This window comes from Stella humosa, from assembly GCF_006738645.1.
GTDB classification, from domain to species: Bacteria; Pseudomonadota; Alphaproteobacteria; order ATCC43930; family Allostellaceae; genus Allostella; species Allostella humosa.
Map to the genome: position 1 here is coordinate 1651526 of NZ_AP019700.1, position 26417 is coordinate 1677942.

21 protein-coding genes and 2 tRNA genes are annotated in these 26417 nt (G+C 69.6%); 15 read left to right on the forward strand and 8 right to left on the reverse strand.

Annotated features, from left to right (window positions below; genetic code table 11):
• The first annotated feature begins 291 nt into the window (after positions 1 to 291).
• The 5 genes from gyrA to STVA_RS07735 all read left to right on the forward strand — a co-directional run bounded on the left by gyrA (position 292) and on the right by STVA_RS07735 (position 4817).
• A complete protein-coding gene (gene gyrA / locus STVA_RS07715; RefSeq protein WP_123689857.1) occupies positions 292 to 3078 on the forward strand; it encodes a DNA gyrase subunit A in 2787 nt (928 codons plus the stop codon).
• A 20-nt stretch (positions 3079 to 3098) separates the two neighbouring features.
• The gene (gene coaD / locus STVA_RS07720) at positions 3099 to 3614 is read left to right on the forward strand and encodes a pantetheine-phosphate adenylyltransferase (RefSeq protein WP_123689192.1); all 516 of its coding nucleotides are present in this window, start codon (positions 3099 to 3101) and stop codon (positions 3612 to 3614) included.
• Positions 3615 to 3713: 99 nt separating this feature from the next.
• A tRNA-Lys gene (locus tag STVA_RS07725) sits at positions 3714 to 3789 on the forward strand.
• A gap of 43 nt (positions 3790 to 3832) precedes the next feature.
• A complete protein-coding gene (locus STVA_RS07730; protein ID WP_123689856.1) occupies positions 3833 to 4354 on the forward strand; it encodes a GNAT family N-acetyltransferase in 522 nt (173 codons plus the stop codon).
• A gap of 388 nt (positions 4355 to 4742) precedes the next feature.
• Positions 4743 to 4817: transfer RNA gene (locus STVA_RS07735), tRNA-Phe, on the forward strand.
• Between the two features lie 206 nt (positions 4818 to 5023).
• Here STVA_RS07735 and STVA_RS07740 read toward each other — a convergent pair.
• From STVA_RS07740 to kdpF, 5 genes are all read right to left on the reverse strand, one after another.
• Positions 5024 to 5977, reverse strand: coding sequence for a branched-chain amino acid transaminase (locus tag STVA_RS07740; RefSeq protein WP_123689191.1), 954 nt, complete (start codon positions 5975 to 5977; stop codon positions 5024 to 5026).
• A 110-nt stretch (positions 5978 to 6087) separates the two neighbouring features.
• Positions 6088 to 6693 carry a K(+)-transporting ATPase subunit C gene (locus tag STVA_RS07745; protein WP_123689190.1) on the reverse strand — a complete coding sequence of 202 codons (606 nt, stop codon included), beginning with the start codon at positions 6691 to 6693 and terminating at the stop codon, positions 6088 to 6090.
• Positions 6694 to 6720: 27 nt separating this feature from the next.
• Positions 6721 to 8763 (reverse strand): potassium-transporting ATPase subunit KdpB, encoded by a 2043-nt coding sequence (gene kdpB / locus STVA_RS07750; RefSeq protein ID WP_123689189.1) that lies wholly within the window; start codon positions 8761 to 8763, stop codon positions 6721 to 6723.
• 10 nt (positions 8764 to 8773) lie between these two features.
• Positions 8774 to 10489, reverse strand: coding sequence for a potassium-transporting ATPase subunit KdpA (kdpA, locus tag STVA_RS07755; RefSeq protein ID WP_123689188.1), 1716 nt, complete (start codon positions 10487 to 10489; stop codon positions 8774 to 8776).
• Between the two features lie 7 nt (positions 10490 to 10496).
• Positions 10497 to 10586 carry a K(+)-transporting ATPase subunit F gene (kdpF, locus tag STVA_RS07760; protein ID WP_123689187.1) on the reverse strand — a complete coding sequence of 30 codons (90 nt, stop codon included), beginning with the start codon at positions 10584 to 10586 and terminating at the stop codon, positions 10497 to 10499.
• A 294-nt stretch (positions 10587 to 10880) separates the two neighbouring features.
• Here kdpF and STVA_RS07770 point away from each other — a divergent pair, with 294 nt between their 5' ends.
• The 7 genes from STVA_RS07770 to mdoH all read left to right on the forward strand — a co-directional run bounded on the left by STVA_RS07770 (position 10881) and on the right by mdoH (position 19875).
• Positions 10881 to 13586, forward strand: coding sequence for a sensor histidine kinase (locus STVA_RS07770; protein WP_123689186.1), 2706 nt, complete (start codon positions 10881 to 10883; stop codon positions 13584 to 13586).
• The gene (locus STVA_RS07775) at positions 13583 to 14281 is read left to right on the forward strand and encodes a response regulator (protein WP_123689185.1); all 699 of its coding nucleotides are present in this window, start codon (positions 13583 to 13585) and stop codon (positions 14279 to 14281) included. Before STVA_RS07770 ends, STVA_RS07775 begins: the two co-directional genes overlap by 4 nt.
• A 49-nt stretch (positions 14282 to 14330) precedes the next feature.
• Positions 14331 to 14471 carry a BrnT family toxin gene (locus STVA_RS28565; RefSeq protein ID WP_123689184.1) on the forward strand — a complete coding sequence of 47 codons (141 nt, stop codon included), beginning with the start codon at positions 14331 to 14333 and terminating at the stop codon, positions 14469 to 14471.
• Positions 14468 to 14848 (forward strand): helix-turn-helix domain-containing protein, encoded by a 381-nt coding sequence (locus STVA_RS07785; protein ID WP_123689183.1) that lies wholly within the window; start codon positions 14468 to 14470, stop codon positions 14846 to 14848. The genes STVA_RS28565 and STVA_RS07785 overlap by 4 nt, the downstream gene beginning before the upstream one ends.
• Positions 14849 to 14980: 132 nt before the next feature.
• Positions 14981 to 16039 carry a ketopantoate reductase family protein gene (locus STVA_RS07790; protein WP_123689182.1) on the forward strand — a complete coding sequence of 353 codons (1059 nt, stop codon included), beginning with the start codon at positions 14981 to 14983 and terminating at the stop codon, positions 16037 to 16039.
• 171 nt (positions 16040 to 16210) lie between these two features.
• Complete coding sequence (locus STVA_RS07795; RefSeq protein ID WP_123689181.1) at positions 16211 to 17674, forward strand: OpgD/OpgG family glucan biosynthesis protein; 1464 nt, start codon at positions 16211 to 16213, stop codon at positions 17672 to 17674.
• Complete coding sequence (gene mdoH, locus STVA_RS07800; RefSeq protein WP_123689180.1) at positions 17662 to 19875, forward strand: glucans biosynthesis glucosyltransferase MdoH; 2214 nt, start codon at positions 17662 to 17664, stop codon at positions 19873 to 19875. Before STVA_RS07795 ends, mdoH begins: the two co-directional genes overlap by 13 nt.
• Here mdoH and STVA_RS07805 read toward each other — a convergent pair.
• Both STVA_RS07805 and STVA_RS07810 read right to left on the reverse strand, forming a co-directional pair.
• Positions 19811 to 20677, reverse strand: coding sequence for an isocitrate lyase/PEP mutase family protein (locus STVA_RS07805; protein WP_123689179.1), 867 nt, complete (start codon positions 20675 to 20677; stop codon positions 19811 to 19813). The two genes, mdoH and STVA_RS07805, sit on opposite strands and share 65 nt — an antisense overlap.
• A 17-nt stretch (positions 20678 to 20694) precedes the next feature.
• Entirely contained in the window at positions 20695 to 21348 is a 654-nt protein-coding gene (locus STVA_RS07810; protein ID WP_123689178.1) for a glutathione S-transferase family protein, read from the reverse strand.
• A 125-nt stretch (positions 21349 to 21473) separates the two neighbouring features.
• On the opposite strand from STVA_RS07810, the gene STVA_RS07815 reads away from it, so the two are divergent.
• The 3 genes from STVA_RS07815 (at position 21474) to STVA_RS07825 (ending at position 25201) form a co-directional block, all read left to right on the forward strand.
• Complete coding sequence (locus STVA_RS07815; protein ID WP_123689177.1) at positions 21474 to 22850, forward strand: leucyl aminopeptidase family protein; 1377 nt, start codon at positions 21474 to 21476, stop codon at positions 22848 to 22850.
• A complete protein-coding gene (locus tag STVA_RS07820; protein WP_123689176.1) occupies positions 22850 to 24493 on the forward strand; it encodes a L,D-transpeptidase family protein in 1644 nt (547 codons plus the stop codon). Before STVA_RS07815 ends, STVA_RS07820 begins: the two co-directional genes overlap by 1 nt.
• A gap of 129 nt (positions 24494 to 24622) precedes the next feature.
• On the forward strand, positions 24623 to 25201 hold the full coding sequence (locus STVA_RS07825) for a peptidoglycan L,D-endopeptidase MepK (RefSeq protein ID WP_123689175.1): 579 nt from the start codon (positions 24623 to 24625) through the stop codon (positions 25199 to 25201).
• Between the two features lie 24 nt (positions 25202 to 25225).
• Here the strand turns inward: STVA_RS07825 and mltA are convergent, their stop codons facing one another.
• The gene (gene mltA, locus STVA_RS07830; RefSeq protein ID WP_123689174.1) at positions 25226 to 26365 is read right to left on the reverse strand and encodes a murein transglycosylase A; all 1140 of its coding nucleotides are present in this window, start codon (positions 26363 to 26365) and stop codon (positions 25226 to 25228) included.
• Positions 26366 to 26417: the final 52 nt, after the last annotated feature.

Genomic DNA, 26417 nt, shown 5'->3' on the forward strand with positions numbered 1-26417 from the left:
TTCCCCCGCGGCTCCCGGTCAGCCAAGCTGCTACAGTGCGGCAAGAATCGCGTCGTGGCAATAAGTTGGGCCATGCCGGGCGCTGCGCGGGTCCGCGCCTATGCAGTCGCGCGAGCCGCGATCGTTGTTCGCAACTGCGAAATGTTCTAGTGTGACTGTTCGACGAATCTGTCGGTGAGCCGGGCGTTCCCCACCCCGCCGATACCGGCCCCATCCCGGAAACGAGACATCCCATTGGTCGACGCTCCGTCCAAGCCGTTCGACATCGCACCCGTCACCATCGAAGACGAAATGCGCCGCTCCTACCTCGATTACGCCATGAGCGTGATCGTGGCGCGCGCGCTGCCGGACGTCCGTGACGGGCTGAAGCCCGTCCATCGCCGCATCCTCTATGCGATGAAGGAGAACGGGTACGACTGGAACCGCGCCTATCGCAAATCGGCGCGCATCGTCGGCGACGTGATGGGCAAGTATCACCCGCACGGCGACACGGCGATCTACGACGCCATGGTGCGCATGGCGCAGGACTTCTCGATGCGCCTGCCGCTGATCGACGGGCAGGGCAATTTCGGTTCCATGGACGGCGACCGCCCGGCGGCCATGCGCTACACCGAGGTGCGCCTGGCGCGCTCGGCCGAGGCGTTGCTGGAGGACATCGACCGCGACACCGTCGACTTCCAGCCGAACTACGACGACACTAGCCGCGAGCCGATGGTCCTGCCGGCGCGCTACCCCAACCTGCTGGTGAACGGCGCCGGTGGCATCGCCGTCGGCATGGCAACCAACATCCCGCCGCACAATCTGGCCGAGGTGATCGACGCCTGCTGCGCCATCATCGCCGACCCTTCGCTCGACGACATCGGCCTGATGGACATCGTGCCCGGGCCCGACTTCCCGACCGGCGGCACGATCGTCGGCCGCCGCGGCATCCGCGAGGCCTATCTGGGCGGCCGCGGCTCCATCACCATCCGCAGCAAGGCCACGATCGAGGAGATCCGCAAGGATCGCGAGGCCATCGTCGTCACCGAGATCCCCTACCAGGTCAACAAGTCGCGGATGATGGAGCGCATCGCCGAGACGGTGCAGGAGAAGCTGATCGACGGCATCTCCGAGCTGCGCGACGAGAGCGACCGCGACGGCGTGCGCGTGGTGATCGAGCTGAAGCGCGACGCCAACCCAGAGGTGGTGCTGAAGCAGCTCTATCGCTTCACGCCGCTGGAGACGACCTTCGGCATCAACATGCTGGCGCTGGATGCCGGCCGGCCGGTCCAGATGGGCCTGCGCCGGGTGCTGGACTGTTTCCTGGCCTTCCGCGAGGAGGTGGTGTCCCGCCGCACCGCGTTCGAGCTGGCCAAGGCGCGCGAGCGCGCGCACATCTTGCTGGGCTTGGCGCTGTCGGTCGCCAACCTGGACGAGGTGATCGCGCTCATCCGGGCCGCCCCCGATCCGGCCTCTGCCCGTGCCGGCCTGCTGGCGCGCGCCTGGCCGATCCATGACATCGGTCCGCTCATTGCCCTCATCGACGAGCCCGGGCACCCGGTCGTCGACGAGACCTATCGTCTGTCCGAGGACCAGGCCCGCGCCATCCTGGAGTTGCGCCTGCAGCGCCTGACCGGGCTGGAGCGCGACAAGATCGCCGAGGAACTGCGCACGATCGTGGCCCAGATCGGCGAGTATCTCGACATCCTGCGCTCGCGCCCGCGCCGGCTGGAGATCATCCGCGACGAGTTGCTGGCGGTGCGCGAGCAGTTCGAGACGCCGCGCCGCACGGTGATCGACGAGGTCGAGGACGAGACCGACCTCGAGGACCTGATCAAGCCCGAGCCGATGGTCGTCACCGTCAGCCATGGCGGCTACATCAAGCGCACGCCGCTTGTCACCTACCGGGCGCAGCGCCGCGGCGGCAAGGGCCGCTCGGGCATGGCGACGCGCGACGAGGATTTCGTCAGCCAGGTGTTCGTGGCCGGGACGCATGCGCCGGTCCTGTTCTTCACCTCGCTCGGCAAGGTCTACCTGCTGAAGGTCTGGCGCCTGCCGCCCGGCAACCCGACCTCGCGCGGCAAGCCGATGGTGCAGCTCCTGCCGCTCGACACCAAGGCGGGCGAGCGCGTCACCAGCGTGCTGGCCCTGCCGGAGGATCGCGAGGCCCATCACGGCCGCTCGCTGATGTTCGCGACCTCCACCGGCAATGTCCGCCGCAACGACCTGGCCGACTTCACCAACGTGAAGGCCAACGGCAAGATCGCCATGCGGCTGGAGGAGGAGGGCGAGCGCCTGGTCGGCGTCGTGCTGTGCGACGAGAGCCAGGACGTGCTGCTGGCGACGCGCGGCGGCAAGTGCATCCGCTTCCCAGTGCCCGAGGTGCGCCTGTTCCAGAGCCGCACCTCGACCGGCGTGCGCGGCGTGCGCCTGGCGGGCGACGACGAGGTGATCGACATCTCCATCCTGCGCCATGTCGAGGCCGACGCCGGCACGCGCGCGGCCTATCTGCGCCGTGCCGCGCAGGAGCGCCGTTCGCCGGGCGAGGGCGACGGCACGGTCGAGGACGTGGCCGCTCCCGACACCGAGGAGGGGGCCGACGCCGATGCGGCCGCCCCCGAGCGCCTGCTGTCGGACGAGGAATTCCTGGAGCTCGCCGCCAACGACGACCTGATCCTGACGGTGACGGCCAACGGCTTCGGCAAGCGCACCTCGGCCTACGAGTACCGCGTCACGCGGCGCGGCGGGTCGGGCATCGCCAACATCGCCACGTCCGCCCGCAACGGCTCGGTCGTCTCGGCCTTCCCGGTCGCGGCCGATGCCGAGATCATGCTGGTCACCGACGGCGGCCAGGTGATCCGCATGCCGGTGGGCGACATCCGCCTGGCCGGCCGCTCGACCCAGGGCGTGATCCTGCTGCGGGTGGCCGACGGCGAGCGCGTGGTGTCGGCGGCCCTGCTGCCGGCGGAAGCCGACGAGGCGGGCGACGGCGCGGCGGTGGACGGCATCGCGCCCGATGCCCCGGCGCCGGAAGCTGCGGCACCGGAGACGCCCACGCCCGACGGGACGGCGGTGCCGCCCGACAGCGACCCCTCCTGAGCGGTTCGAAGGGAAAGACGATGACGGTCGAACGCGTAGGCGTCTATCCGGGCACCTTCGATCCGATCACCAAGGGCCATTCCGACATCATCCAGCGGTCGACCAAGCTGGTCGACCGGCTGATCATCGGGGTGGCGCGGAATGCCGGGAAGGGGCCGCTCTTCTCGATCGACGAGCGCGTGCAGATCGTGCGCGACGAGGTCGAGGCGCTGAACGGCCAGGCGGTCAAGATCGAGGTCCGCCCGTTCGACAACCTGCTGATGGATTTCGTCGTCGGCTGCGGCGCCTCGATCATCATCCGTGGCCTGCGCGCGGTGTCGGACTTCGAGTATGAGTTCCAGATGGCCGGCATGAACGCCCGCCTGAACGGCACCATCGAGACGGTGTTCCTGATGGCGGCCGACCGCTACCAGTTCATCGCATCCCGCTTCGTGAAGGAGATCGGCCTGCTGGGCGGCGACGTGCGCCATTTCGTCAGCCCGCGCGTGGCCGATCGCCTCGAATCCCGCTTCGCCCGCCCGCGCCCGACCGAATGAGCGGGCGCGCGGCTGCCGAAGGTTGACCCTGGCCGCCGCGCCCCCTAGTTTCCGCCGCGACCGACTTCCGCCCCGCCTGCCTCGCCAGGCACCCAGGGCGAGCCCGTAGCTCAGCCGGTAGAGCATCTGACTTTTAATCAGAGGGTCTCGGGTTCGAATCCCGACGGGCTCACCAAATTTACCTTATATATCAATCAATTGACGTGCGGATATTCGAAGTGAATACCCTACAAACAATGAATTTAACCCTGCGGTTGTGCGATCTCGGTGATCGGGCCGATTTTATTGGTCTAGAGCATGATCCAGAGGTGATGCATTTCCTTAATGGCGGAGCTGTCGACCATGAGACAACTGACCCTGAGCGTGTGACATTTCTCATGCCGAGAGGTGCGGAGCCCTATGTTTGGACGGGGCGGCGAACCGCTACCAGTGCGTTCGTCGGATGGTTCTGCCTGTTTCCGGAGACCAGCACGATCGCCGAAATCGGATATCGCCTGCGTCGAGAGGAATGGGGAAAGGGATTGGCGTCGGAGGGCACTTCGGCGCTGGTCAACTGGGGCTTCACTAGCGGCGGGTATGAGAAGATCGTCGGCTGTACCATGGCAGTGAACCGTGGCTCCCGCCGCGTGATGGAAAAGGTCGGAATGAGATATGTCCGGACAGAGTTTCGAGACTTTCCCGATCGCATTCCAGGGGCTGAAGAAGGCGAAGTCTGGTACGAACTTCTACGCTCCAAATAGAATTTTACTGGTGATAGTCCAGTTTTGGGAGTGTCTGCCACTGCCTAGCGGCCGGCATTGGCTTGGCGATCAATTGGACCTTAACCGCCGTCACTGTCATGGTTCCGTCGACCGGGTCGGCCAGCTTGTTTTGTGTCGGCCGCGCTCCGGACCGGGACAGTTAAACATTGGACCGGCGGGCGTAAGCCCGACTAGCTCGCACCGGCCGCTGATACCCACCGGCGTTCCACATCCTTGCCGGGTAATATGTGGAATTGACGCAACGCAGCATCATCTGTAGAAGCGCCGCCATGTGTTCCGCATCTCGCCATCTCCGATTTATCACCGGGCGCTTCGCGCATCCGGGTGGCTTGGTCATGCCGTAAGGCAGACGGAGTTACCCCAGTGTGGAGGGGTAGCTCAGCGGTGGAGCGACACGTTGAAGCCGTGTGCGTCGGCGGTTCGATTCCGCGCCCTTCCACCAGACCTTTTCAATGATTCCGGGATCGCGGTAGCACCGTTGCCGCGGCGGCGGTGCCCGCACCCTGGTCTTCCAGGGTGCGGGACATGGCGACGGTCATGGTTGGCTACGGGCCGCTGTAGAGGACGGTGTCGCGCTCGGCTCCGAAAATCCGGTGACCCCAGCCGGTACGGTGCTGCCCATTGTCAGGGGCAGGGGATGCTCGACAATCAGCCGCGCGCGGTGGAGTTGCCGTATACCGGCGTCAGCCAGTGGCGGAACTTGTCGACCTTGCCGGCGGCGATGTCGAAATAGAGGTCCTGGATGCGGCGGGTGAGGGGACCGACCTTGCCGTCGCCGACATCGTAGTGGTCGACGGCGGTGATCGGCTGGACCTCGGCGCCGCTGCCGCAGAAGAAGGTCTCGTCGGCGATGTAGAGCTCGGTGCGGTCGATGTCGCGCTCGATGACGGTGACGCCCAGCTCCTCGCGATAGAGGTCGATCAGCGTCTGGCGGGTGATGCTCTCCAGGATGTCGGCGCTGACCGGGGGCGTGATGACGACTCCGTCGCGCACCATCATGAAGCAGGCGCCGGGGCTCTCGGCCACCTCGCCGCGGTCGTTCAGCATGATCGGCGGGCCGAAGCCGTTCATCTTCGCCTCGACCTGGGCCAGGCGGGAATTGTGGTAGTTGGCGGCCGCCTTCACCCGCGACGGCGAGGCGTTGTCGGAGTTGCGCCGCCAGGTGCTGACGCAGCTCTTGATGCCGTTCTTGATCGAGGGCGCGTGCGGCCGCGAATAGGCGATGACGAAGGCGCCGTTGTGGATGTCCTCGGGCTTCCAGGCATAGGACTCGCCCTCGCCGAAATAGACGACCGGGCGGAAGTGGACGCCGGCGGTGAACTTGTTGGCGCGCAACAGGTCGATGAAGGCCTGAGTGAACTCGTCGTCGCTGTAGGGCACCGTCATCCGCATGATCTTGCAGGACTGGCGCAGGCGGCGCAGGTGCTCCTTGTTCTTGAAGATGTAGAGCTCCTTCTCGGCCTCGCTCCAGTAGGCGCGCATGCCCTCGAACACGTTGGCGCCGCGCAGCACCGTCTCGGCCGAGACATGCACCGTGGCCTCGGGCCACGGCACGATCCGTCCATCCTTCCAGGCAAATTCCGGGTTGCTCGTCTTGGCCATCTGGCAGTTCCTTCTGGGGATGGCTCGGGCGGCCGAGCCGGGGGTGGGGCCGGGAAGGATCGTCCCTCGCCGGCCGTTCGTCCACCGGCTTTGCAGCCTTTTTGGCGCCCCTATCGCCGGCCGGCCGCGTCAAGCGCCAGGTTGAGCGCCAGGACGTTCACCCGCGGCTCGCCGATGATGCCGAAGAGCCGGCCCTCGACCCGGCCGTCCACCAGGCGGCGCAGGTCTGCCGCCGGTAGCCCGCGCGCGGCCGCCACCCGGGGCACCTGGAAATAGGCGGCCTCGGGGCTGATGTGCGGGTCGAGCCCGCTGGCCGTGGTGGTGACCAGGTCGACCGGCACCGCCGCACCCGGGTTCTGGGCCCGGCGGGCGGCGGCGTCCGCCGTCACGCGCTCGACCAGCGCTGCACTGGTCGGCCCCAGGTTCGACCCGCCGGATGCGGCCGCGTTGTAGGGGGCCGGCACGGACTTCGCCGGGTCGGCGGGGTCGGCCGCCATGGTGGCCGATGGCCGGCCCTGGAAGTAGCGGTCGCCCGTGAACGCCTGGCCGATCAGCGACGAACCGACGACCTGGCCATCGCGCACCAGCAGCGACCCGGCCGCCTCGGCGGGGAAGACGGCGCCGGCGACCCCGGTCATGGCGAGCGGGTAGGCAAGCCCCGTGATCGCCGTCATGGCGAGGATCATCACGAGCGCGGGGCGAAGATGCTTCAACATGGGAATGCTCCTTTCGCGAGGCCGGGCTCAGGCGAGCCCGATCGCGGTGATCAGCAGGTCGATCGCCTTGATGCCGACGAACGGCACCACCAGCCCGCCCAGGCCATAGACGAGCAGGTTGCGGCGCAGCAGGGCGGCGGCACCGACCGGCCGATAGGCGACGCCGCGCAGCGCCAGCGGGATCAGGGCGACAATGACCAGCGCGTTGAAGATGATGGCGGACAGGATGGCGCTCTCGGGCGTCGCCAGCCCCATCACGTTCAGCGTCTGGAGCTGCGGGTAGAGGGCCGCGAACATCGCCGGGATGATGGCGAAGTACTTGGCCACGTCGTTGGCGATCGAGAAGGTGGTGAGCGCGCCGCGGGTCATCAGCAGTTGCTTGCCGATCTCCACCACCTCGATCAGCTTGGTCGGGTCGGAATCGAGGTCGACCATGTTGCCGGCCTCGCGCGCGGCCATGGTGCCGCTGCCCATGGCGACGCCGACATCGGCTTGTGCGAGTGCCGGCGCGTCGTTGGTGCCGTCGCCGCACATGGCGACCAGCTTGCCCTTGGCCTGCTCGTCGCGGATGAGCTGCAGCTTGTTCTCGGGCGTGGCCTGGGCCAGGAAGTCGTCGACCCCGGCCGCGGCCGCGATGGCAGCCGCCGTCAGCGGGTTGTCGCCGGTGATCATCACCGTGCGGATGCCCATGCGCCGCAGCTCGGCGAAGCGCTCGCGGATGCCGGGCTTGACGATGTCGTCCAACTGGACGACGCCCAGCAGCCGACCGTCGCGCACGACCGCCAGAGGGGTGCCACCGGCGCGTGCGATCTCGTCGGCGATGCTGCGGGCCTCGCGGGCGGCGGCGTCCCCGGCCTCGATGCCCTTCAGGATAGCGTCGACCGCGCCCTTGCGGATGCTGGTCCCGGAGAAGTCGACGCCGCTGATCCGCGTGTGGGCCGAGAAGGGGACGAAGGTCGCGCCCAGCCCGGCCTTGTCGCGTTCGGGGATGCCATGCTGGTCGCGGGCGAGCGCCACGATCGAACGGCCCTCCGGCGTCTCGTCCGCCAGCGAGGCCAGGTAGGCCGCCTCGGCCAGTTCCTGCACCGTGACGGTTGCCAGCGGCCGGAAGGCGGTCGCCTGGCGGTTGCCGAGCGTGATGGTGCCGGTCTTGTCCAGCAGCAGCGTGTCGACGTCGCCCGCCGCCTCCACCGCGCGGCCCGACATGGCCAGCACGTTGAAGCGCACCAGCCGGTCCATGCCGGCGATGCCGATTGCCGACAGCAGCGCCCCGATCGTGGTCGGGATCAGGGTCACGAAGAGTGCCACCAGCACCAGCACGGGGATGGCACCACCGGCATAGGCGGCGAAGCTGGGAATGGTGGCGGTCGCCAGCACGAAGATCAGCGTCATCCCGGCCAGCAGGATGTTGAGCGCGATCTCGTTCGGCGTCTTCTGGCGCTGGGCCCCTTCGACCAGCGCGATCATGCGGTCGAGGAAGGTGGAGCCGGCGGCCGCCGTGATGCGCACGACGATCCAGTCGGACAGGACGCGGGTGCCGCCGGTGACGGCCGAGCGGTCGCCGCCGCTCTCGCGGATGACGGGGGCGGATTCGCCGGTGATGGCGGCCTCGTCGACGGACGCGATGCCCTCCACCACCTCGCCGTCCGACGGGATCACGTCGCCCGGCTCGACCAGGACGAGGTCGCCGACGGCCAGGCGGGTGCCGGGGACCATGCGGTAGTCGGCCCGGCCGGTGCCAGACAGCAGCTTGGCCTGGGTCTCGCCCCGGCCGCGCCGCAGGCTGTCGGCCTGGGCCTTGCCGCGGCCCTCGGCCACCGCCTCGGCGAAGTTGGCGAAGAGGACCGTGAACCACAGCCACAGGATGAGCTGGAACGAGAAGCCGAGATGGCCGGCGCCTGTAGTGAGGTCGCGAACGAAGAGGATGGTCGTCAGCACCGTCACCACGGCGACGACGAACATCACCGGGTTGCGGGCCAGCGTGCGGGGATCGAGCTTGGCGAAGGCCGAGCCGACCGCCGGCAGAAGGATGCCGGCGTCGAGCAGGCTCGCCGTCCTGGATCTGGTCATGGGGGATGTCCTAGTTGCCGGCCGGGAAGGTCTGGCCGGCGAGCAGCGCCAGATGTTCGACGATCGGACCCAGCGCCAGCGCCGGGAAGAAGGTGAGACCGCCGACGATGAGGATGACCCCGACCAGCAGGCCGACGAAGAGCGGCCCATGGGTCGGGAAGGTGCCGCCGGATGCCGGCACCGTGCGCTTGGCGGCCAGCGACCCGGCGATGGCGAGCGCCGGCAGGATGACGAGGAAGCGCCCCATCAGCATCGCCCCGCCCAGCGCCATGTTGTACCAAGGCGTGTTGCCCGACAGGCCGCCGAAGGCGCTGCCGTTGTTGGCCGCGGCCGACGTGAAGGCGTAGAGCACCTCCGAGAAGCCGTGCGGCCCCGGGTTGGCGATCGAGGCCAGCGCCGACGGCATCACGACCGAGATGGCGGTCGGCGCCAGCATGGCCAGCGGCAGGCAGAGGATGGCCAGCACCGCCATCTTCATCTCCTTGGCCTCGATCTTCTTGCCGAGATATTCGGGCGTGCGCCCGACCATCAGCCCGGCCACGAAGACGGTGATGACGACGAAGACCAGCATGCCGTAGAGGCCGGCGCCGACGCCGCCGACGATGATCTCGCCCAGTTGCATGTTGATGAGCGGGATCATCCCGCCCAGCGGCATGAAGCTGTCATGCATGGCGTTGACCGCGCCGCACGACGCCGCCGTGGTGACGACGGCGAAGAGCGCCGACAGGGCCGCGCCGAAGCGCACCTCCTTGCCCTCCATGTTGGCGCCGTCGACGCCGATGGTGGCCAGCAGCGGGTTGCCCGCGGCCTCCGCCCAGTAGGCGATGGCGACGCCGGCCAGGAACAGGGTCCCCATGGCGGCCAGGATGGCCCAGCCCTGGCGCTGGTCGCCCACCATGCGGCCGAAGACGTTGGTCAGCCCCGCCCCGATGGCGAAGATGGCGACCATCTGCACCAGGTTGGCGAGCGCAGTCGGGTTCTCGAACGGGTGCGCGGCGTTGGCGTTGAAGAAGCCGCCGCCGTTGGTGCCCAGCATCTTGATCGCCACCTGCGAGGCGACGGGGCCGAGCGCGATCGTCTGCGCGGCACCCTCGAGCGTGACGGCGTCGACCGAGGCCGCCAGGGTCTGCGGCATACCCTGCCAGACGAAGAACAGCGTCAGCAGGATCGAGCCGGGCAGCAGCAGGTAGAGGGTGGCGCGGGTCATATCGACCCAGAAGTTGCCGACCGTGCCGGTCGACGCGCGGGCAAAGCCGCGGACCAGCGCCAGGGCGACCGCGATGCCGGTGGCGGCCGAGACGAAGTTCTGCACCGTCAGCCCGGCCATCTGCACCAGGTGCGACATGGTCGTCTCGCCGCCATAGTTCTGCCAGTTGGTGTTGCTGACGAAGCTGGCGGCGGTGTTGAAGGCCAGGTCCGGCGGCACGGCCGCCATCCCGGCCGGGTTCAACGGCAGCGAGCCCTGCAGGCGCTGCAGCAGGTAGAGCAGCAGGAAGCCGGCCAGGTTGAAGGCCAGCATGGCCAGCGCATAGCCCAGCCAGCGCTGCTCCTGGCGCTCGTCCACCCCGGCGGCGCGGTAGAGCAGGCGCTCGACCGGTCCCAGCACCGGCGACAGCCACGTGCGCCCGCCGGTGAAGATGTGCGTCATGTAGGCGCCGAGCGGCTTCACCAGCGCCAGCACGAGCGCGCAGAAGAGGAGGATCTGCACCCATCCGTTGAGGGTCATGGGGTCCTCAGAACCGCTCCGGGCGGATCAGGGCGTAGACGAGATAGACGAGCAGCAGCAGGGTGACGCCGCCGCCCAGGAGATAGTCGGTGAGCATGGGCGGGGCCTCAGAGCCGGTCGCAGGCGAAGGCATAGGCCGCCGCGAGCGCGAAGAACGCGACGCCGGCGGCGACTAGGATCAGGTCGGGCATGGCAAGGTTCCTTGGTCGGGCGTCGGTCTCGATCGCCCGGATGACAAGGTGGAGCCGGTGCCCGTAAGGGAACGAGGTGTATTGTCGGTGCCGGCCGTAAGGATCGCGTAAGGATTGGCCTGTGGCCGGGGCAGGATGCTCGACATCGCCACCGCGACGGGCGAGATAGGGCTTCGCAATCGACGAGGAGTGGACCACCGATGGCCGAAGAGCCCGCGCGGCCGGGACCGGATGCGCTGCTGGTCGAGGCGGCGCGCGAGGGGCGTGGCCGGCTCAAGGTGTTCCTGGGGGCCGCCCCGGGCGTCGGCAAGACCTTCGCCATGCTGGAGGAGGCACGGCGCCTGAAGGCCGAGGGCATCGACGTGGTGGTGGCCCTGGTCGAGACGCACGGGCGGACCGAGACCGAGGCACTGCTGGCCGGTTTGGAAGTGATGCCGCGGCGCCTCGTCGGCTATCGCGACCGCACCTTCAGCGAGATGGACGTGGACGCGGTGCTGGCCCGCCGCCCGCGGCTCGCCATCGTCGACGAGCTGGCCCATACCAACGTGCCGGGCAGCCGCCACCCCAAGCGTGCCCAGGATGTCGAGGAACTGCTGGACGCCGGCATCGACGTCTATTCCGCCCTCAACATCCAGCACCTGGAGAGCCTGAACGACATCGTCGCCCGCATCTCGGGCGTGCGCGTGCGCGAGACGGTCCCGGACGGGGTGCTGGAGCTGGCCGACGAGGTCGAGCTGATCGACCTGCCGACCGACGAGCTGATCCAGCGCCTGCGCCAGGGCAAGGTCTATGTCCACGACCAGATCGCGCGCGCGATCCAGAACTTCTTCTCCAAGGGCAACCTGACGGCGCTGCGGGAACTCGCCATGCGGGTGGCGGCCGACCGGGTCGATGCGCAGATGACGCAGCACATGCGCAGCCACGCGATTGCCGGGCCGTGGCCGACGCAGGAGAAGATCCTGGTCTGCATCAACGAATCGCCGGTCGCGAAGTCGCTGGTGCGGGCGGCCAAGCGCATGGCCGAGCGCGCCCGCATCGGCTGGATCGTCGCCAACGTCGTCACCCCGCACCGCGAATCCCTGCCGGACGCGGCCAAGGACCGCATCGTCGAGGCGCTGCGCCTGGGCGAGAGCCTGGGGGCGGAGGTGGTGACCCTGACCGCCGGGGCCGACGTCGCGCGCGAGATCCTGGATTTCGCCCGCCAGCGCAACGTCAGCCGGCTGGTGGTCGGGCGGCCGCGGCCGCGCCGGCTGCTGGCCTTCCTGTCGCGCGAGACGGTGGCCGAAGAGCTCGTGCGCCGCGCCGTGGACTTCGAGGTAACGCTGGTCGCCAGCGACCCGCGGGAGGGCGCGCGCGCGCCGATCCGCGGCCCGCGCCTGCTGCCCGAGCGCAACCTTGCGGCCTATGGCTGGGCGGCCGTGGCGGTCGCCGTGGCGACCGGCGTGGCAATGGCGATCGACGCGGTTCTGCCGGTCTCCAGCCTGTCGCCGGTGTTCCTGGTTGCGGTCCTGCTGGTGGCGACGCGGCTCGGCCTGTGGCCGTCGCTGTTCGCCAGCCTCGCCAGCTTCGCCGTCTACAACTTCTTCTTCACAGAGCCGCTGTTCACCCTGCTGGTCAGCAGCCGGGACGACGTGCTGGCGCTTCTGCTGTTCCTGGCGGCCGCCCTCTTCAGCGGCAATCTCGCCGGCCGCCTGCGCGCCCAGGTGACGGCCCAGCGCGCGGTGTCCAAGCGGATCAACAACCTCTACGAATTCAGCCGCAAGATCGCGAGCGCCGCCAGCCTGGAGGATGTCGTCTGGGCCGCGGTCCACCATGTCGCGTCCACCCTGCAATGCCGGGCGCTCGTGCTGGCGCCGGGCGAGGGCGGCGGGCATCTCGCGATCATCGGCGGCTACCCGCCCGAGGACCAGCTCGACGCCAAGGACCGCGGTGCGGCCGAATGGGCGTGGGAGCACGGGGAGCCGGCCGGCTGGGGCTCCGACACGCTGCCGACCTCGGCCTGGCTGTTCCTGCCGCTGAAGACGGGGCAGGGGGCGGTCGGCCTGCTGGGCGTGGCCTTCGACGGCCGCGCCCTGCTGTCGCCCGACGAGCGCCGCCTGCTGGAGGCGCTGGTCGACCAGGTGGCGCTGGCGGTCGAGCGCACCCGCCTGGTGGCGGACCTGGGGGAGACGCGATTCCTGTCGGAGACCGAGCGCCTGCGCCAGGCGCTGCTGTCGTCGGTCAGCCATGACCTGCGCACGCCGCTGGTGTCGATCATCGGGGCGGCATCGACGCTCATCGAATCCGATGCCGCTCTGGGGCCGGAAGGGCGCCGGCAGATGGCCGAGGCGATCCGGGAGGAGGGCGAGCGCCTCAACCGGTTCGTGCAGAACCTGCTCGACATGACGCGGCTCGGCTATGGCGCGTTGCGCCTCAACCTCGACTGGGTCGATCTGCGCGAGGTGATGGGGCGGGCCACCCGCCAGCTTGGCCCGGTGCTGCGCGACCACCCGGTGGACATCGCCGTGCCGGCGTCGCTCGGCCCGATCCACATCGATGCCATCCTGATGGAGCAGGTGATGGCCAACCTGCTCGACAACGCCGCGAAGTATGCGCCCGCCGGCACGCCGATCACCGTCGCCGCCCGCCGCGACGGCCGCGAGGTGGTGATCGAGACGAGCGACGCCGGCCCCGGCATCCCGCCGGAGGATCGCGAGCGGGTGTTCGACATGTTCTACCGCGTGCGTGCAGGCGATGGGCAGCGGGCGGGGACCGGGCTTGGCCTTGCCATCTGCCGCGGCATCGTCGAGGCCCATGGCGGCCGCATCAAGGTGGGGGACGCTGCGGGCGGCGGCGCCAGGATCGAGATCCGGCTGCCGTCCGCGGGCGAGCCTCCCACCCCGCCGGCGCCGGAGGAGACGCCGTGACGGAAGCCGCCGGCAAGGTCTTGGTCGTCGACGACGAGGCGCAGATCCGCCGCTTCCTGCGCATTGCGCTCGAGGCGCACGGGTTCACGGTGGCGGAGGCGATCCGCGGCCAGGATGCCGTCGCGCGCACCGCATCGGAGAACCCCGACGTGGTGATCCTCGACCTCGGCCTGCCGGACATGGACGGAAAGACGGTGGTGGCCCGCATCCGCGAATGGTCGAGCGTGCCGATCCTGATCCTGTCGGTGCGGCAATCGGAGGCCGAGAAGGTGGCGGCGCTGGATGCCGGCGCCGACGACTATGTGGTGAAGCCCTTCGGCATCGCCGAACTGCTGGCGCGCCTGCGCGCGCTGCGCCGCAACCGCCGCACGGACGCCGGCCCGTCCGAACCGGCGGAGCTGACAGTGGGCGACCTGCGCATCGACCTCGCCCGCCGCGAGGTGCAGGTCGCAGGCAACCCGGTCCGGCTTACCCGCAAGGAGTTCGACCTGCTGGCGATGCTGGCCCGCAATGCCGGGCGCATCGTCACCCATCCGCAGCTCCTGCGCGCCGTCTGGGGCCGTGCGCACGAGAACGACGTCCACTACCTGCGCGTCTTCGTGGGCCAGATCCGCGAGAAGCTGGCCGACGACCCGGCCCACCCGCGCTTCATCCTCAACGAGCCGGGCGTCGGGTATCGGCTGCTGGTGCCTTGATCGAAAAATATACGCCTATAGCGTATATTTTAGCATTTAAAATGGAGAGGTGCGGGTAGTTGCTATCGGGCAGGTTGCCGACATCTGCTTCTGCGTCGTCTACACCGATCGCGACGCGGCTCGCCGTATCATCTCCGCTCGGCGGGCCAATCGGAAGGAGTGCAAGCTATGGCAAGAGGTGGGCGAGTGATCCAGCGGACCCTGGACGAGATCAAGGCGACCCCTCCGAATGTCGATTGGGATAAGCTGCGGGCCACCACCGAGGAAGAGATTGCGCGTCAGGCGGCCGATGATGGCGAGCCGCCCGGCGGGTACGAGCCGCAGCCATTTGCGGACCTGAAGGTGCTGCGCGCGAGGCTAGGTATGAGTCAGGACAGTTTTGCGGCCGCGATCGGTGTGCCGGCCGGAACGATCCGGAACTGGGAGCAAGGTCGGACCTATCCCGACCCGGCTGCGATCACGCTGCTGCGAATCATCGAAGGCGCTCCCGAGGTTGCATTTGGCGTCCTCGGCGTAAAGCTGGGGGCGGCGCGGCGGCGGCCCGGTCGGCCGCGCAAGGCTGCGTGACACAGGAGCGCTTGCTCGACGACATGCCGCCCGGTGCAGACGACTAAAGGTCGCCGGATTGCCTGCCAGCCTTGCCCCAACCCGTTGGCGTCGGGCACCATCCCCGTCCAGTTCGGGGAAGGAAAATCCAGGATGACCAAGATCGCGATCGTCGGCGCGGGCGCCGTCGGCTGCTATGCGGGCGCGCACATGGTGCGGGCGGGAGAGGACGTCACGTTCCTTGATGCCTGGCCGGCGCATGTCGAGCACATGCGGGCCCACGGGATCCGGGTGACCGGGGTGACGGCCGAGGAGGAGTTCACGGTGCCGGTGCGGGCCTTGCACCTGACCGATGCCCAGCAGCTCGCCAAGGAGGCGCCGGTCGACATCGCCTTCGTCTGCGTGAAGTCCTACGACACCGAATGGGCGACGACGCTGATCCGCCAGTACCTGGCGCCAGGCGGCTTCGTCGTGTCGCTGCAGAACTGCATGAACGAGGAGCGGGTGGCGTCCGTCGTCGGCTGGGGCAAGACGGTCGGCTGCATCGCCTCCAAGATCTCGGTCGAACTGTTCGAGCCGGGCCATGTCCATCGCGGGGTGGAGAAGGGCGGGGCCGGCTACACCATCTTCCGCGTGGGTGAGGTGCACGGGCGCATCACCCCCAGGGTCGAGGCCGTGTGCCGGCTGGTCGGCCTGTCCGACAGCGCCAAGGTGACGACCAACCTGTGGGGCGAGCGGTGGTCGAAGCTGGTGGCCAATTCCATGCAGAACGGCCTGTCCGCCTGCACCGGCCTGTCGGGCAACGCGATGATCCGCGACGACGTCATCCGCCGCTTTGCCGTGCGGCTGGGCAGCGAGGCCGTCCAGGTCGGGCAGGCCCTGGGCTATGTCCTGGAAGACATCCTGAACATCAAGCCCGAGACGCTGGCGGCGGCCGGCAACGGCGATGCGTCCGCCCTCCAGGCGGCCGAGGACATCCTGATGGCCGGAGCCAAGAAGCGGGCGGAGGGCCAGCGCCCGTCCATGGGGCAGGACATGGCCAAGGGCCGCCGGACCGAGATCGGCTTCCTCAACGGCTTCGTCGTCGAGCGGGGCCAGGAGATCGGTATCGACGCCCGCGCCAATGCCGTCCTGACCGACCTCGTGCAGCGGGTGGAGCGCGGCGAGCTGGCGCAGGATCCGGCCCATATCACCGGCTTGCGCCTGAACTGAGGAACCCGACCCGGTCGATCGCGTTCAGCAACGAAACGGGCGACCCCAAGCGGCGCCGGGAAGGCATTTCCGGCGCCGTCGTCCGTTGTACCGTTGCCTGGCCGAGGGAGAGTGGGCGTGCGTCGTCGGGAGTTGTTGGCGGGGGCCCTGTCCCTGCCCTTGGTGCTAGCGATGACGCGGGAGTTCGGCACCGCCGCGGCGACGGCCGACGAGGCCACGCCCTTCGATGCCACCACCGTGCGACGGATGGCCAGGGAGCGTGCGGCCAAGCCGTGGCAAGCGGCGCGCGACACCCTGTCGGGACCGCTCGCCCGCCTCGACTATGACGGCTACCGCACTATCCGCTACGACGCCAACAAGGCCCTGTGGGCGGCCGAGAAGCTGCCGTTCGGGGTGCAGTTCTTTCACCGCGGCTTCCTCTACAAGGACCGGGTGGACATGTACGAGGTGGCGGGCGGCCATGCCCGTCGCATCCCCTACAGCCCCGACCTTTTCGACCTGAGCAAGGTCGGCAAGCTGGCCGACGGCGATGTCGGCTTCGCCGGATTCCGCGTGCATGCGGCCATGAACCGGCCGGACTACTTCGACGAGGTCTGCGCCTTCCTCGGCGCCAGCTACTTCCGCGCCGTGGCCCGCAACCACATCTACGGGCTGTCGGCCCGCGGGCTCGCGATCAAGACCGCCGAGCAGGGGGGCGAGGAGTTTCCGGCCTTCACCGCCTTCTGGCTGGAGCGGCCGGCGCAGGAGGCGGGCGCGCTGGTCATCCACGCGCTGCTCGACAGCCGCAGTGCGGCCGGCGCCTTCCGCTTCGTCGTGCGCCCGGGCGAGGCGACCATTTTCGACGTCGAGATGGCGCTCTACCCACGGGTCGAGCTGGCCCAGGTCGGCATCGCGCCGTTGACCAGCATGTTCCTCTTCGCTGCCAACGACCGCGGCGGGGTCGACGATTTCCGCCCTGCTGTCCATGACAGCGAGGGGCTGTCGATGTGGACCGGCCGCGGCGAGCAGATCTGGCGGCCGCTCAACAACCCGGCCGAACTGCAGGTCAGCTCGTTCGCCGACGACAATCCGCGCGGCTTCGGCCTGATGCAGCGCCAGCGCGACTTCGGTGGCTACAAGGACCTGGAGGCGCGCTACGATCGCCGGCCCGGCCTGTGGATCGAGCCGCTGGGCCAGTGGGGCAGGGGTGCCGTCCACCTGGTGGAAATCCCGACCGATCGCGAGATCCACGACAACATCGTGGTGGCCTGGCGGCCGGCCGAGCCGATCGCGGCCGGCAGCGAGCATGTGATGTCCTATCGCATGCACTGGTGCTGGGAAGCGCCGTGGAAGTCCGAGCTGGCCCGCATCACCGACACGCGCCAGGGGCAGAGCCTGAACGACCGCAGCCGGCTGTTCGTGCTGGAGGCGGTCGGCGACAAGCTGAAGGGTGGCAGTGGAGAGCGCCGCGCGGTGGTGACGGCCGATCGCGGCCGCCTGCGCAACGTCGTGTCCCAGGCCAATCCCGTCACCGGCGGCTGGCGCATGAGCTTCGAGCTGCAGCCGGAGGGCGCCAAGGTGATCGAGCTCCGCGCCCAGTTGATGGATGGCGACCAGCCGGCGTCGGAGGTGTGGCTCTATCGATGGACGCCCTGAACCCGGACCCCGCACCGGCCGGCGGCCTGCGGGCGCCGGCCCTGCCGCCCGACGCGCCCCAGGCGATGCCGCGCCAGGATCTTTGGCGCAAGCCACCGACCGTGCGCGTGCCAGGCGACATCCTGGTGCACCTGACCCGCTTCCTCGTCATCGGCGCGGCCATCGCGCTGACCGTCCTGGCCGGGATCGAGATGTTCGAGGCGCTCAATGTCGGCGGCATGACGACCCTGGAATGGCTCGTCCTGGCCCTCTTCGTCGCGCTCTTTGCCTGGATCGCGCTGGCATTCTCCAGCTCGATCGCGGGGTTCGTCGCCATGCTGGCGGGCCGGCCGGCGCTGATCGACCCACGTTTGCCGCTGCCCGAACTGCGGCGGCGCACCGCCATCCTGATGCCGACCTACAACGAGAACCCGGCGCGCGTGGCCGCGGCCTTGCAGGCGATCGACGAGGGGCTGCAGGCAGCCGGCCGCGGCGACGCCTTCGCCATATTCATCCTCAGCGATACCACCGACCCGGACGTCTGGATCGCCGAGGAGCAGGCCTTCCTTGCCCTCCGCGCCCGCACCGGCGGCCATGGCCGCATCTTCTATCGTCGCCGGCCGCGCAACATCGAGCGCAAGGCCGGCAACATAGCGGACTGGGTCACGCGCTTCGGCGGGGCCTGCGACCATATGCTGGTGCTGGACGCCGACAGCGTGATGACGGCCGATACCATCGTCCGGCTGGCGGCGGCCATGGAGGCGGACGACCGCGTCGGGTTGGTCCAGACCCTGCCGATCCTGGTCGGCGGGCGCACGCTGTTCGCGCGCATGCAGCAGTTCGCGGGCCGCATCTACGGGCCCCTGATCGCCCGGGGCATCGCCACCTGGCACGGGCGCGAGGGCAACTACTGGGGCCACAACGCGATCATCCGCACCCGCGCCTTCGCCGAGGCGGCGGGCCTGCCGCATCTGCGCGGGCGCAAGCCGTTCGGCGGCCACATCCTGAGCCACGACTTCGTCGAGGCGGCCTTGATCCGGCGCGCCGGCTGGTCGGTGCGCATGGTGCCGGCCCTGTCCGGCAGCTACGAGGAAGGGCCGCCGTCGCTGACCGAACTGGCGGTGCGCGACCGCCGCTGGTGCCAGGGCAACCTGCAGCATGCGGCTGTCCTGCCCGCGCGCGGGCTGCACTGGGTCAGCCGGCTGCACCTCTTGATGGGCATCGGCTCCTACATCACGGCGCCCATGTGGTTCGGGTTCCTCTGCATCGGCATCCTGATCGCCTTGCAGGCGCGCTTCATCCGGCCGGAATACTTCCCGGCCGGCGCCACGCTCTTCCCGCAATGGCCGGCCCAGGACCCCGTGCGCGCCATGTGGGTCTTCGCCGGCACCATGGCGCTGCTGGTGGCGCCCAAGCTGCTGGCCTGGATCGCCATGATGGCCGACGGGCCGACCCGGCGGGCGAGCGGCGGCGGGGTCCGCATGTTCGCGGGCGTGCTGGTGGAAACGGTGCTGGCCGGCCTGCTGGCACCCGTCACCATGCTGAGCCAGAGTGCCGCCGTCGTCTCCATCCTGTCGGGCCGCGACGGCGGCTGGCAGCCGCAGCAGCGCGACGACGGCAGCTACCCTTTGCGCCAGGTCGCCTGGCGCTATGCGCCGCACACGGCGACCGGGCTGGTGCTGGCCGGCATCGCCTGGGCGGTCTCGCCCCACCTGTTGCTGTGGATGTCGCCGGTCGTGGTCGGCCTGGCGCTGGCCATTCCGCTGGTGGCGCTCGCCGGCAGCCGCCGTCTCGGCATGGCGCTGGCCGGCCCGGGGATCCTGCGCACGCCCGAGGAATCGATGCCGCCGGCCGAACTGCGCCGCGCCACCGAACTGCGCCGCGACCTGGCGGGCGGCGATGCGGCCGATGGGGTGGCCGAGCTGGCGGCCGACCCCGCCCTGCTCGATGCCCACCGCGGCATGCTGCCGCCGCCGCGCCGGCCCGGCATCGACCCGATCGACGTGCCGCTGGCCGTGGCGCTGGCGCGGATCGAAGAGGGGACCGACCTGGACCGCGTCGTCGGTGCGATGAGCCGCGCCGAGAAGCTGGCGGTGCTGGGCGACGCCCGCGCGCTCGACCGGCTGCTGGCGCTGCGGGCGGATGCGAAAGTGGCGGTCAGCCCGCCAGCCAGTCCTGCATCCAGCGGCGATGATCGTCTTCGCGCGTCACCCGTTTCATGAGATCGGCCGGCGCCACCCCCGGCAGCGCGTCGGGATCGGCGCCCTCGCGCAGGGCCTTCAGCGTGGCATAGGTCGCCTGCACGGCCGCCGCGAAGGGCTGGTGCCCTTGCAGACAGATGCGAACCCCGACGCTGGAGAGATAGTCCCGATCGCGCAGCGCGCCCGCCGCGACGCCACCCAGGATGATGGGCAGCCGCACGGCGGTGTGGATCGCCTCCAGCTCGGCCTTTTCCTTGATGCCGGTGAAGAACATCGCGTCGACGCCGGCCGCCTCGTAGGCCCGCGCGCGGGCGATGGCGTCCTCGATGCCGGTGACCTGCACGGCGCTGGTCCGGCCGATCACTGCCAGGGTCGGGTCCTGGCGGCCCGCCAGGGCCGCCTTCATCTTGCCGATGCCCTCCGCGATCGGGATGAGCCGGGTCTTGCCGACGGTGCCGAAGGGCTGCGGCAGGTCGGTATCCTCGATCGTCAGGCCGGCGACGCCGGCCGACTCCAGCTCCTCGACCGTGCGTTTGACGTTCAGCGCATTGCCATAGCCATGGTCGGCATCGACCAGCAGCGGCAGGTTGCCGGCGCGGTTGATGCGATAGGCCTGCTGGGCGAACTCGCTGAGCGTCAGCGTGATCAGGTCGGGGGCGCCGATCACCGACATGGAGCCGATCGAGCCCGCGAACATGCCGATCTCGAAGCCAAGATCCTCGGCGATGCGGGCCGAGATGGCGTCGTAGACCGAGCCCGGATGCAGGCAGCGGTCGCCGGCGAGCAGCGCGCGGAAACGCTCGCGCCGTGGGGTCCAATGCATATCGGCCGGTTCCTTCCTCAGAATTCCGCGCCGGGAATGACCATCGGCTCCTTGCGCGCAGCCTGGAGCCATTCCTGCATCGCGGGCCAGTTCCAGATGGCGTCGCAATAGGCCTGGCCGACCTCGTCCATCTCGATCTTGTAGGTGCGGAAGCGGCTGCACACCGGCGCGAACATGGCGTCGGCGATGGTGAATTCCCCGAACAGGAACTCGCCCGCCCCGCCGAAGCGGCGGCGGCAGTCGCGCCAGATGGCGGCGATGCGGTTGATGTCGGCCTGGGCGTCCCCCGTCGGATAGCGGTCGGGGAAGGTGCTGCGCATGTTCATGGGAAAGTGCGCGCGCATCGCCTCGAAGCCGGAATGCATTTCCGACGACACGGCCCGCGCGATCGCGCGCACGCCCTGGTCGGCCGGCCACAGTCCGGCGGCCGGCACCTGCTCGGCCAGGTACTCGCCGATCGCCAGCGTGTCCCAGACGACGCGGTCGCCATGCCTGATGGCGGGCACGCGGCCGGACGGCGAATGGCGCACGATGGTTTCCCGCGTGGTCGGCTCGTCGAGGGCAATCACGACCTCGTCGAATTCGATCCCGCTGGCCTTCACCATCAGCCATCCCCGCAGCGACCACGAGGAATAGTTCTTGTTGCCGATGTAGATCGTCAGATCCGCCACCGTTGATCCCCTCTCGTTGGCGAGGCACGAGTTAGAGGAAACCTGCGACCGGACGCAACCGTGACTTCGGCGGCCGGTCGGGGTAGACACTGCCTCGTCCCATACAAGACGCGAGTCCGCATCCCGTGTCGACCCATAGCCTGATCGACGGCGCCGCCGCGCCGATCCGCCTCGTTCCCGTCGCCGAATCGGATCTGGCCGCCTGGCTGGAGGCCGCGCCGGCATCGCTGCGCCAGTGGGCGACCGCCAACGCGCTGAAGGGCGAGGCCGGGCGCCATCTGGCCATTCCCGGCGCCGACGGGGCGATCGACCGGATCGTCGTGGTCTATGACCCGGCCCAGGCGCTGTGGGCGCTGGGCAGCCTGCCCCTGACGCTGCCGGAGGGCGACTACAGCCTGGAGGGCGCGCTCGCCCCGGCGCTGGCGACCGACATGGCGGCCGGCTGGGCGCTCGGCGCCTATGCCTTCACCCGCTATCGCAAGGCGCGGCGGCAGCCGGCCCGCCTGGTCTGGCCGGCCGCGGCCGACCGCGGCGAGGCGACCCGGATCGCCGATGCCATCTGGCTCGTACGCGACTTGGTCAATACGCCGGCCGAGGATCTGGGCCCGGGCGAACTGGCCGATGCGGCCGTTTCCCTGGCCAAGCGGCACGGGGCCGAGGTGCGGGTGCTGCGCGGCGACGAACTGCTGGCCCAGAACTACCCGATGGTTCATGCGGTCGGCCGCGGCTCTGTGCGGCCGCCCTGCCTCGTGGATATCACCTGGGGCGACCCGTCGGCGCCGAAGGTGACGCTGGTCGGCAAGGGCGTGTGCTTCGATTCGGGGGGCTACGACCTGAAGCCCGCCGCCGGCATGAAGCTGATGAAGAAAGACATGGGCGGCGGCGCCAACGTCCTGGGGCTGGCCAGCCTGCTGATGGCGGGCAAGCGCAAGATCCGCCTGCGCGTGCTGCTGCCGACGGTCGAGAACCTGGTTTCCGGCAATGCCTTCAAGCCGATGGACATCATTCCGACGCGCAAGGGGCTGACCATCGAGATCGGCAATACCGACGCCGAGGGCCGCCTCATCCTGTGCGACCCGCTGGCCGAGGGCGATTCCGAGAAGCCCGCCATCCTGATCGACATGGCGACCCTGACGGGGGCAGCCCGCGTCGCGGTCGGGCCGGACTTGCCGGCCATGTTCTGCAACGACGACAAGCTGGCCGCCGACATCCAGGCCGCATCGACCGCGGTCAACGACCCGGTCTGGCGCATGCCGCTGTGGAAGCCCTATCGCAAGTGGCTCGACAGCAAGATCGCGGACATGAACAACGTGTCGGAAAGCCCGTTCGCGGGTTCCATCACGGCTGCTCTCTACCTCCAGGAATTCGTGTCGCCGACTACGCCTTGGGTCCATTTCGACATGTATGCCTGGAACGCGTCCGCCCGCCCGGGCCGCCCCGAAGGCGGCGAGGCCCAGGCGATCCGGGCGCTGGACCGCATGATCGGGGAACGTTTCGGCTGATGTGTCTGACCGGTATCCAGCGTTTCCTCGGCGGCCTGCTGCTGGCCGCCGGGCTCTCCCTCTCTCTTCCGGCATCGGCCGACGTGGCGTCGGCCGTGCCGGCCGCCCTGGCCCAGCCCGGCCGCGGGCCGGAGGCGACTTCGGGCGCCATCCGCGGCGCGGTGGCCGATGTCTACAAGGCCCGGCGCAACCGGCCGTTGTGGGTCGACCGGCCCGGACGGGCCGACGCGGTGCGCGCCCTGCTGAAGGCGGCTGCCACGGACGGTATGGATGCCGGTCCCTACCTGGCCCAGGTCGAGGCGCGCTGGCAGGCACGCGGCGACCAGGCGCTGGCCGCCCTCGACGTGGCGCTGACCCGGTCGCTGGCCGCCTACGCCAACGACCTGTGGTACGGCCGCCCGGACGCCAAGGTGGTGGACGAGAGCCTGACGCGACGCCACGAGCGCCTGAACCTGTCGAAGTTCCTGGCCGATGCCGCCCAGGCTGACACCCCGGCGCTGGCCCCGCTCGTCGACGGGCTGCGCCCGCCCCATCCGCAGTATGCCCGCCTGCGCGCCGCCCTCGCCAAGCTCGATACGGCGGCCGAGCCGGCCGAGAAGGCGATCGCCGATGGTCCCATCCTGCGTCCGGGCGTGCGCGATCCGCGCGTCGGCCCGGTGCGCGAGCGCATCGAGGCCGAGGGCGAGTGGTCCGAGGCCGAAGAGGTTGCCTTTGCCACGCCCAACTATGGCGAGGGCGGCGACTGGAGCCGCTTCGACGAGGGCCTGACGCGGGCCGTGCGGCGATTCCAGCGCCGGCTGGCATTGCTCGATGACGGGCTGGTCGGCGGGCGGACGCTGTGGGCGCTCAACATGGACAATGGCGAGCGCCGCCGCATCGTGGCCGAGAACATGGAGCGGCTGCGCTGGATGCCGCGCCGCCTGGAGAGCGAGCACATCGTCGTCAACATGGCCGGGTACGACCTGACGGTGGTCAAGGGCGGGCAGCAGGCGATGACGATGAAGGTCGTGGTCGGCCGGCCCTTCCGCCAGACCCCGATCATGCGCAGCGACATCACCGACCTGGTGCTGAACCCGTTCTGGAACGCGCCCGAGAAACTGGCCAAGGAAGACCTCTTCCCCAAGCTGCGCAGCCACCCGGGCTATTTCGCCGAGAAAGGCTATCGCGTGCTGGCCGGGTGGAGCCAGACCGCCCCGGAAGTGCCGCTGTCGCAGGTCGACGGGTTCAAGCTGACCTCGCCGATGGGGCCGGTGCGGGTGCGCCAGGACCCGGGGCCGAAGAACGCGCTGGGCCGCATCAAGTTCAACATGGCCAACCAGCACGCCATCTATCTGCACGATACCCCCGACCGCCATCTGTTCGACCGCAGCGCGCGGAACTTCAGCTCGGGCTGCATCCGGCTGGAGAAGCCGATGGTGCTGGCCGAGTTCTTGCTTAGTGAGCAGGCGGATTGGCCGGCGGGTCGGTTGAACGCGACGGTTGATACGGGCGAGACCCGCACCGTGCCGCTGCGCAAGCGCTGGCCCGTCTATCTGGTCTACCAAACCGCCTGGGTCGACGATGCCGGCGAGCTGGTGGTCCGCGACGACATCTACGGGCTGCGCGCGGCTGGTGCCGCCGACGCCAAGCAGAAGGAGGGGTAGCACCAGGATTGCCCATGGCGGCCTGTTCCGGGCCGTCCTGCGGTCGTCATCGCTGGGGGGCGTGACGTCGCAGCCAGCCGCATCCGTTCTGGATCGCGGCTCCATCTGAGAGCTTGGGGAGAGCTACATATGAAGAACCAGCCGAGCGTGCTCGGCGGCATGGGGATGCCGTCGCGCCGCCGACTGCTTTGCGGTCTGGGTGCTGCCCTGGCCGTATGCGTGACCCGTCCGGCCCTGGCCGTGGTCCGCGAGGCGCAACCCGATCGACGGTTGCACCTGCACAACGTCAACACGCTGGAGACCGTCGACATCGCCTATTTCCGCGACGGTCGCTACCAGCCCGATGCCCTCCAGACCTTGAGCCGCTTCTTGCGCGACTATCGCTCCGGGCGTGTCGCGCGCATGGATCCGGGCCTCTACGACTATCTGCACGACCTGCAGGAGGCGGTCCGGCTCGACGAGGCGCAGCCGACGAGGATCATCTCGGGCTATCGCTCGCCCGAGACCAACCGCAGCAAGCGCAGCCGCGACCGCTCGGTCGCCCGCGACAGCTACCACACGCGCGGCCAGGCGTTCGACGTCGTCCTGCCCGATCGCGACGTGATGGCGGTCCGGGCCGTGGCGGTGAAGCTGGAGCGGGGGGGCGTCGGCGCCTATCCGCGCGCCGGCTTCCTGCATCTCGATGTGGGGCCGGCCCGGGCCTGGTAGCCCGGGCCTCGCTCTCCTTGCCCGTCAGCGCACCGCGGCCACGCCCGCGGTGCGCTTGCGCGGCACCAGGATCCACGCCCGGCCGCGGGCGCGCATGGCACCGGCATAGTGCCCGGCATCCTCGCCCACGCCCCAGAACAGGTCGCCCCGCACGCCGCCCTTGATGGCGCCGCCGGTGTCCTGCGCCACCACCAAGCGGCGGATGGTGCCGTCGTTGGTGGGCGCCTCGGCCAGGTCGATGAAGACCGGCACGCCCAGCGGCACGGCCTTGGGGTCGACCGCCAGGCTGCGCCCGCTGGTCAGCGGCACGCCCATGGCGCCACGCGCGCCCACCTCGGCCCGCAGGCGGAAGAAGATGTGGCTGTTGTTGGTGGCCTTGAGCTGGCGCATCCGCGTCGGGTTGCGGCGCATCCATTCGCGGATGGATGCCATGGATACGGCCTGCTGGTCCAGTTCGCCCCACTGCACCAGGGCGCGGCCGACCGGGAAGTAGGGGTGGCCGTTCTGCCCGGCATACTCCACGCCGACGACGCTGCCGTCGGTCATGCGCACCCGGCCGGACCCCTGGATCTCCAGGAAGAAGGCATCGACCGGATCATCGACCCACAGCAGCTCCAACCCCTTGTTGGCCAGCGCGCCGGCCTGGATCTGGGCCCGTGTCGGCATCTGCCGCCCCTTTGGTGGCAGGCGATAGAGTGGCGTGTCGAACTTGGCCGTGCGCGCCCACGACCCGCGCAGTTCCGGCTCGTAGTAGCCGGTGAAGAGCCCGGTCTCGCCGCCGCCCAGGGCCACCGGCACGAACCAGCGCTCGAAGAAGCGCCGGGCCGCGGCTGGGCCCGGTTCCACCGCCTCGGCGGCGCGGCAGGGGTCGGCCCAGTCCGATACCCGGCCGGCGATGCCGTCGGGCCCCAGCGCATAGGCGGTCGGCTGGCGCAGCAGCCGACCGCAGGAGGCGCGGAAGGCTGCCACCGCGCCCACGGTGTCGTCGCTGGCCCAGCCCGGTATCTGGACAAATGCCGGGTCGATTGGCGTTCCATCGCTGGCGATCGTGCGACCGCCACGGGTCGTCGTTCCGTCACCCAGGCCGCCGGTGCTGCTCGTCCCGCAGGCGGCCAGCATCGTCACCAGGCCGGCCGCCAGCCATTGTCTTCCCCATGCCGCCATCGGCCTGTTACCCCGTCTGTCGATTCGGTCCGGCGGGGAAGATAGCGGCCTC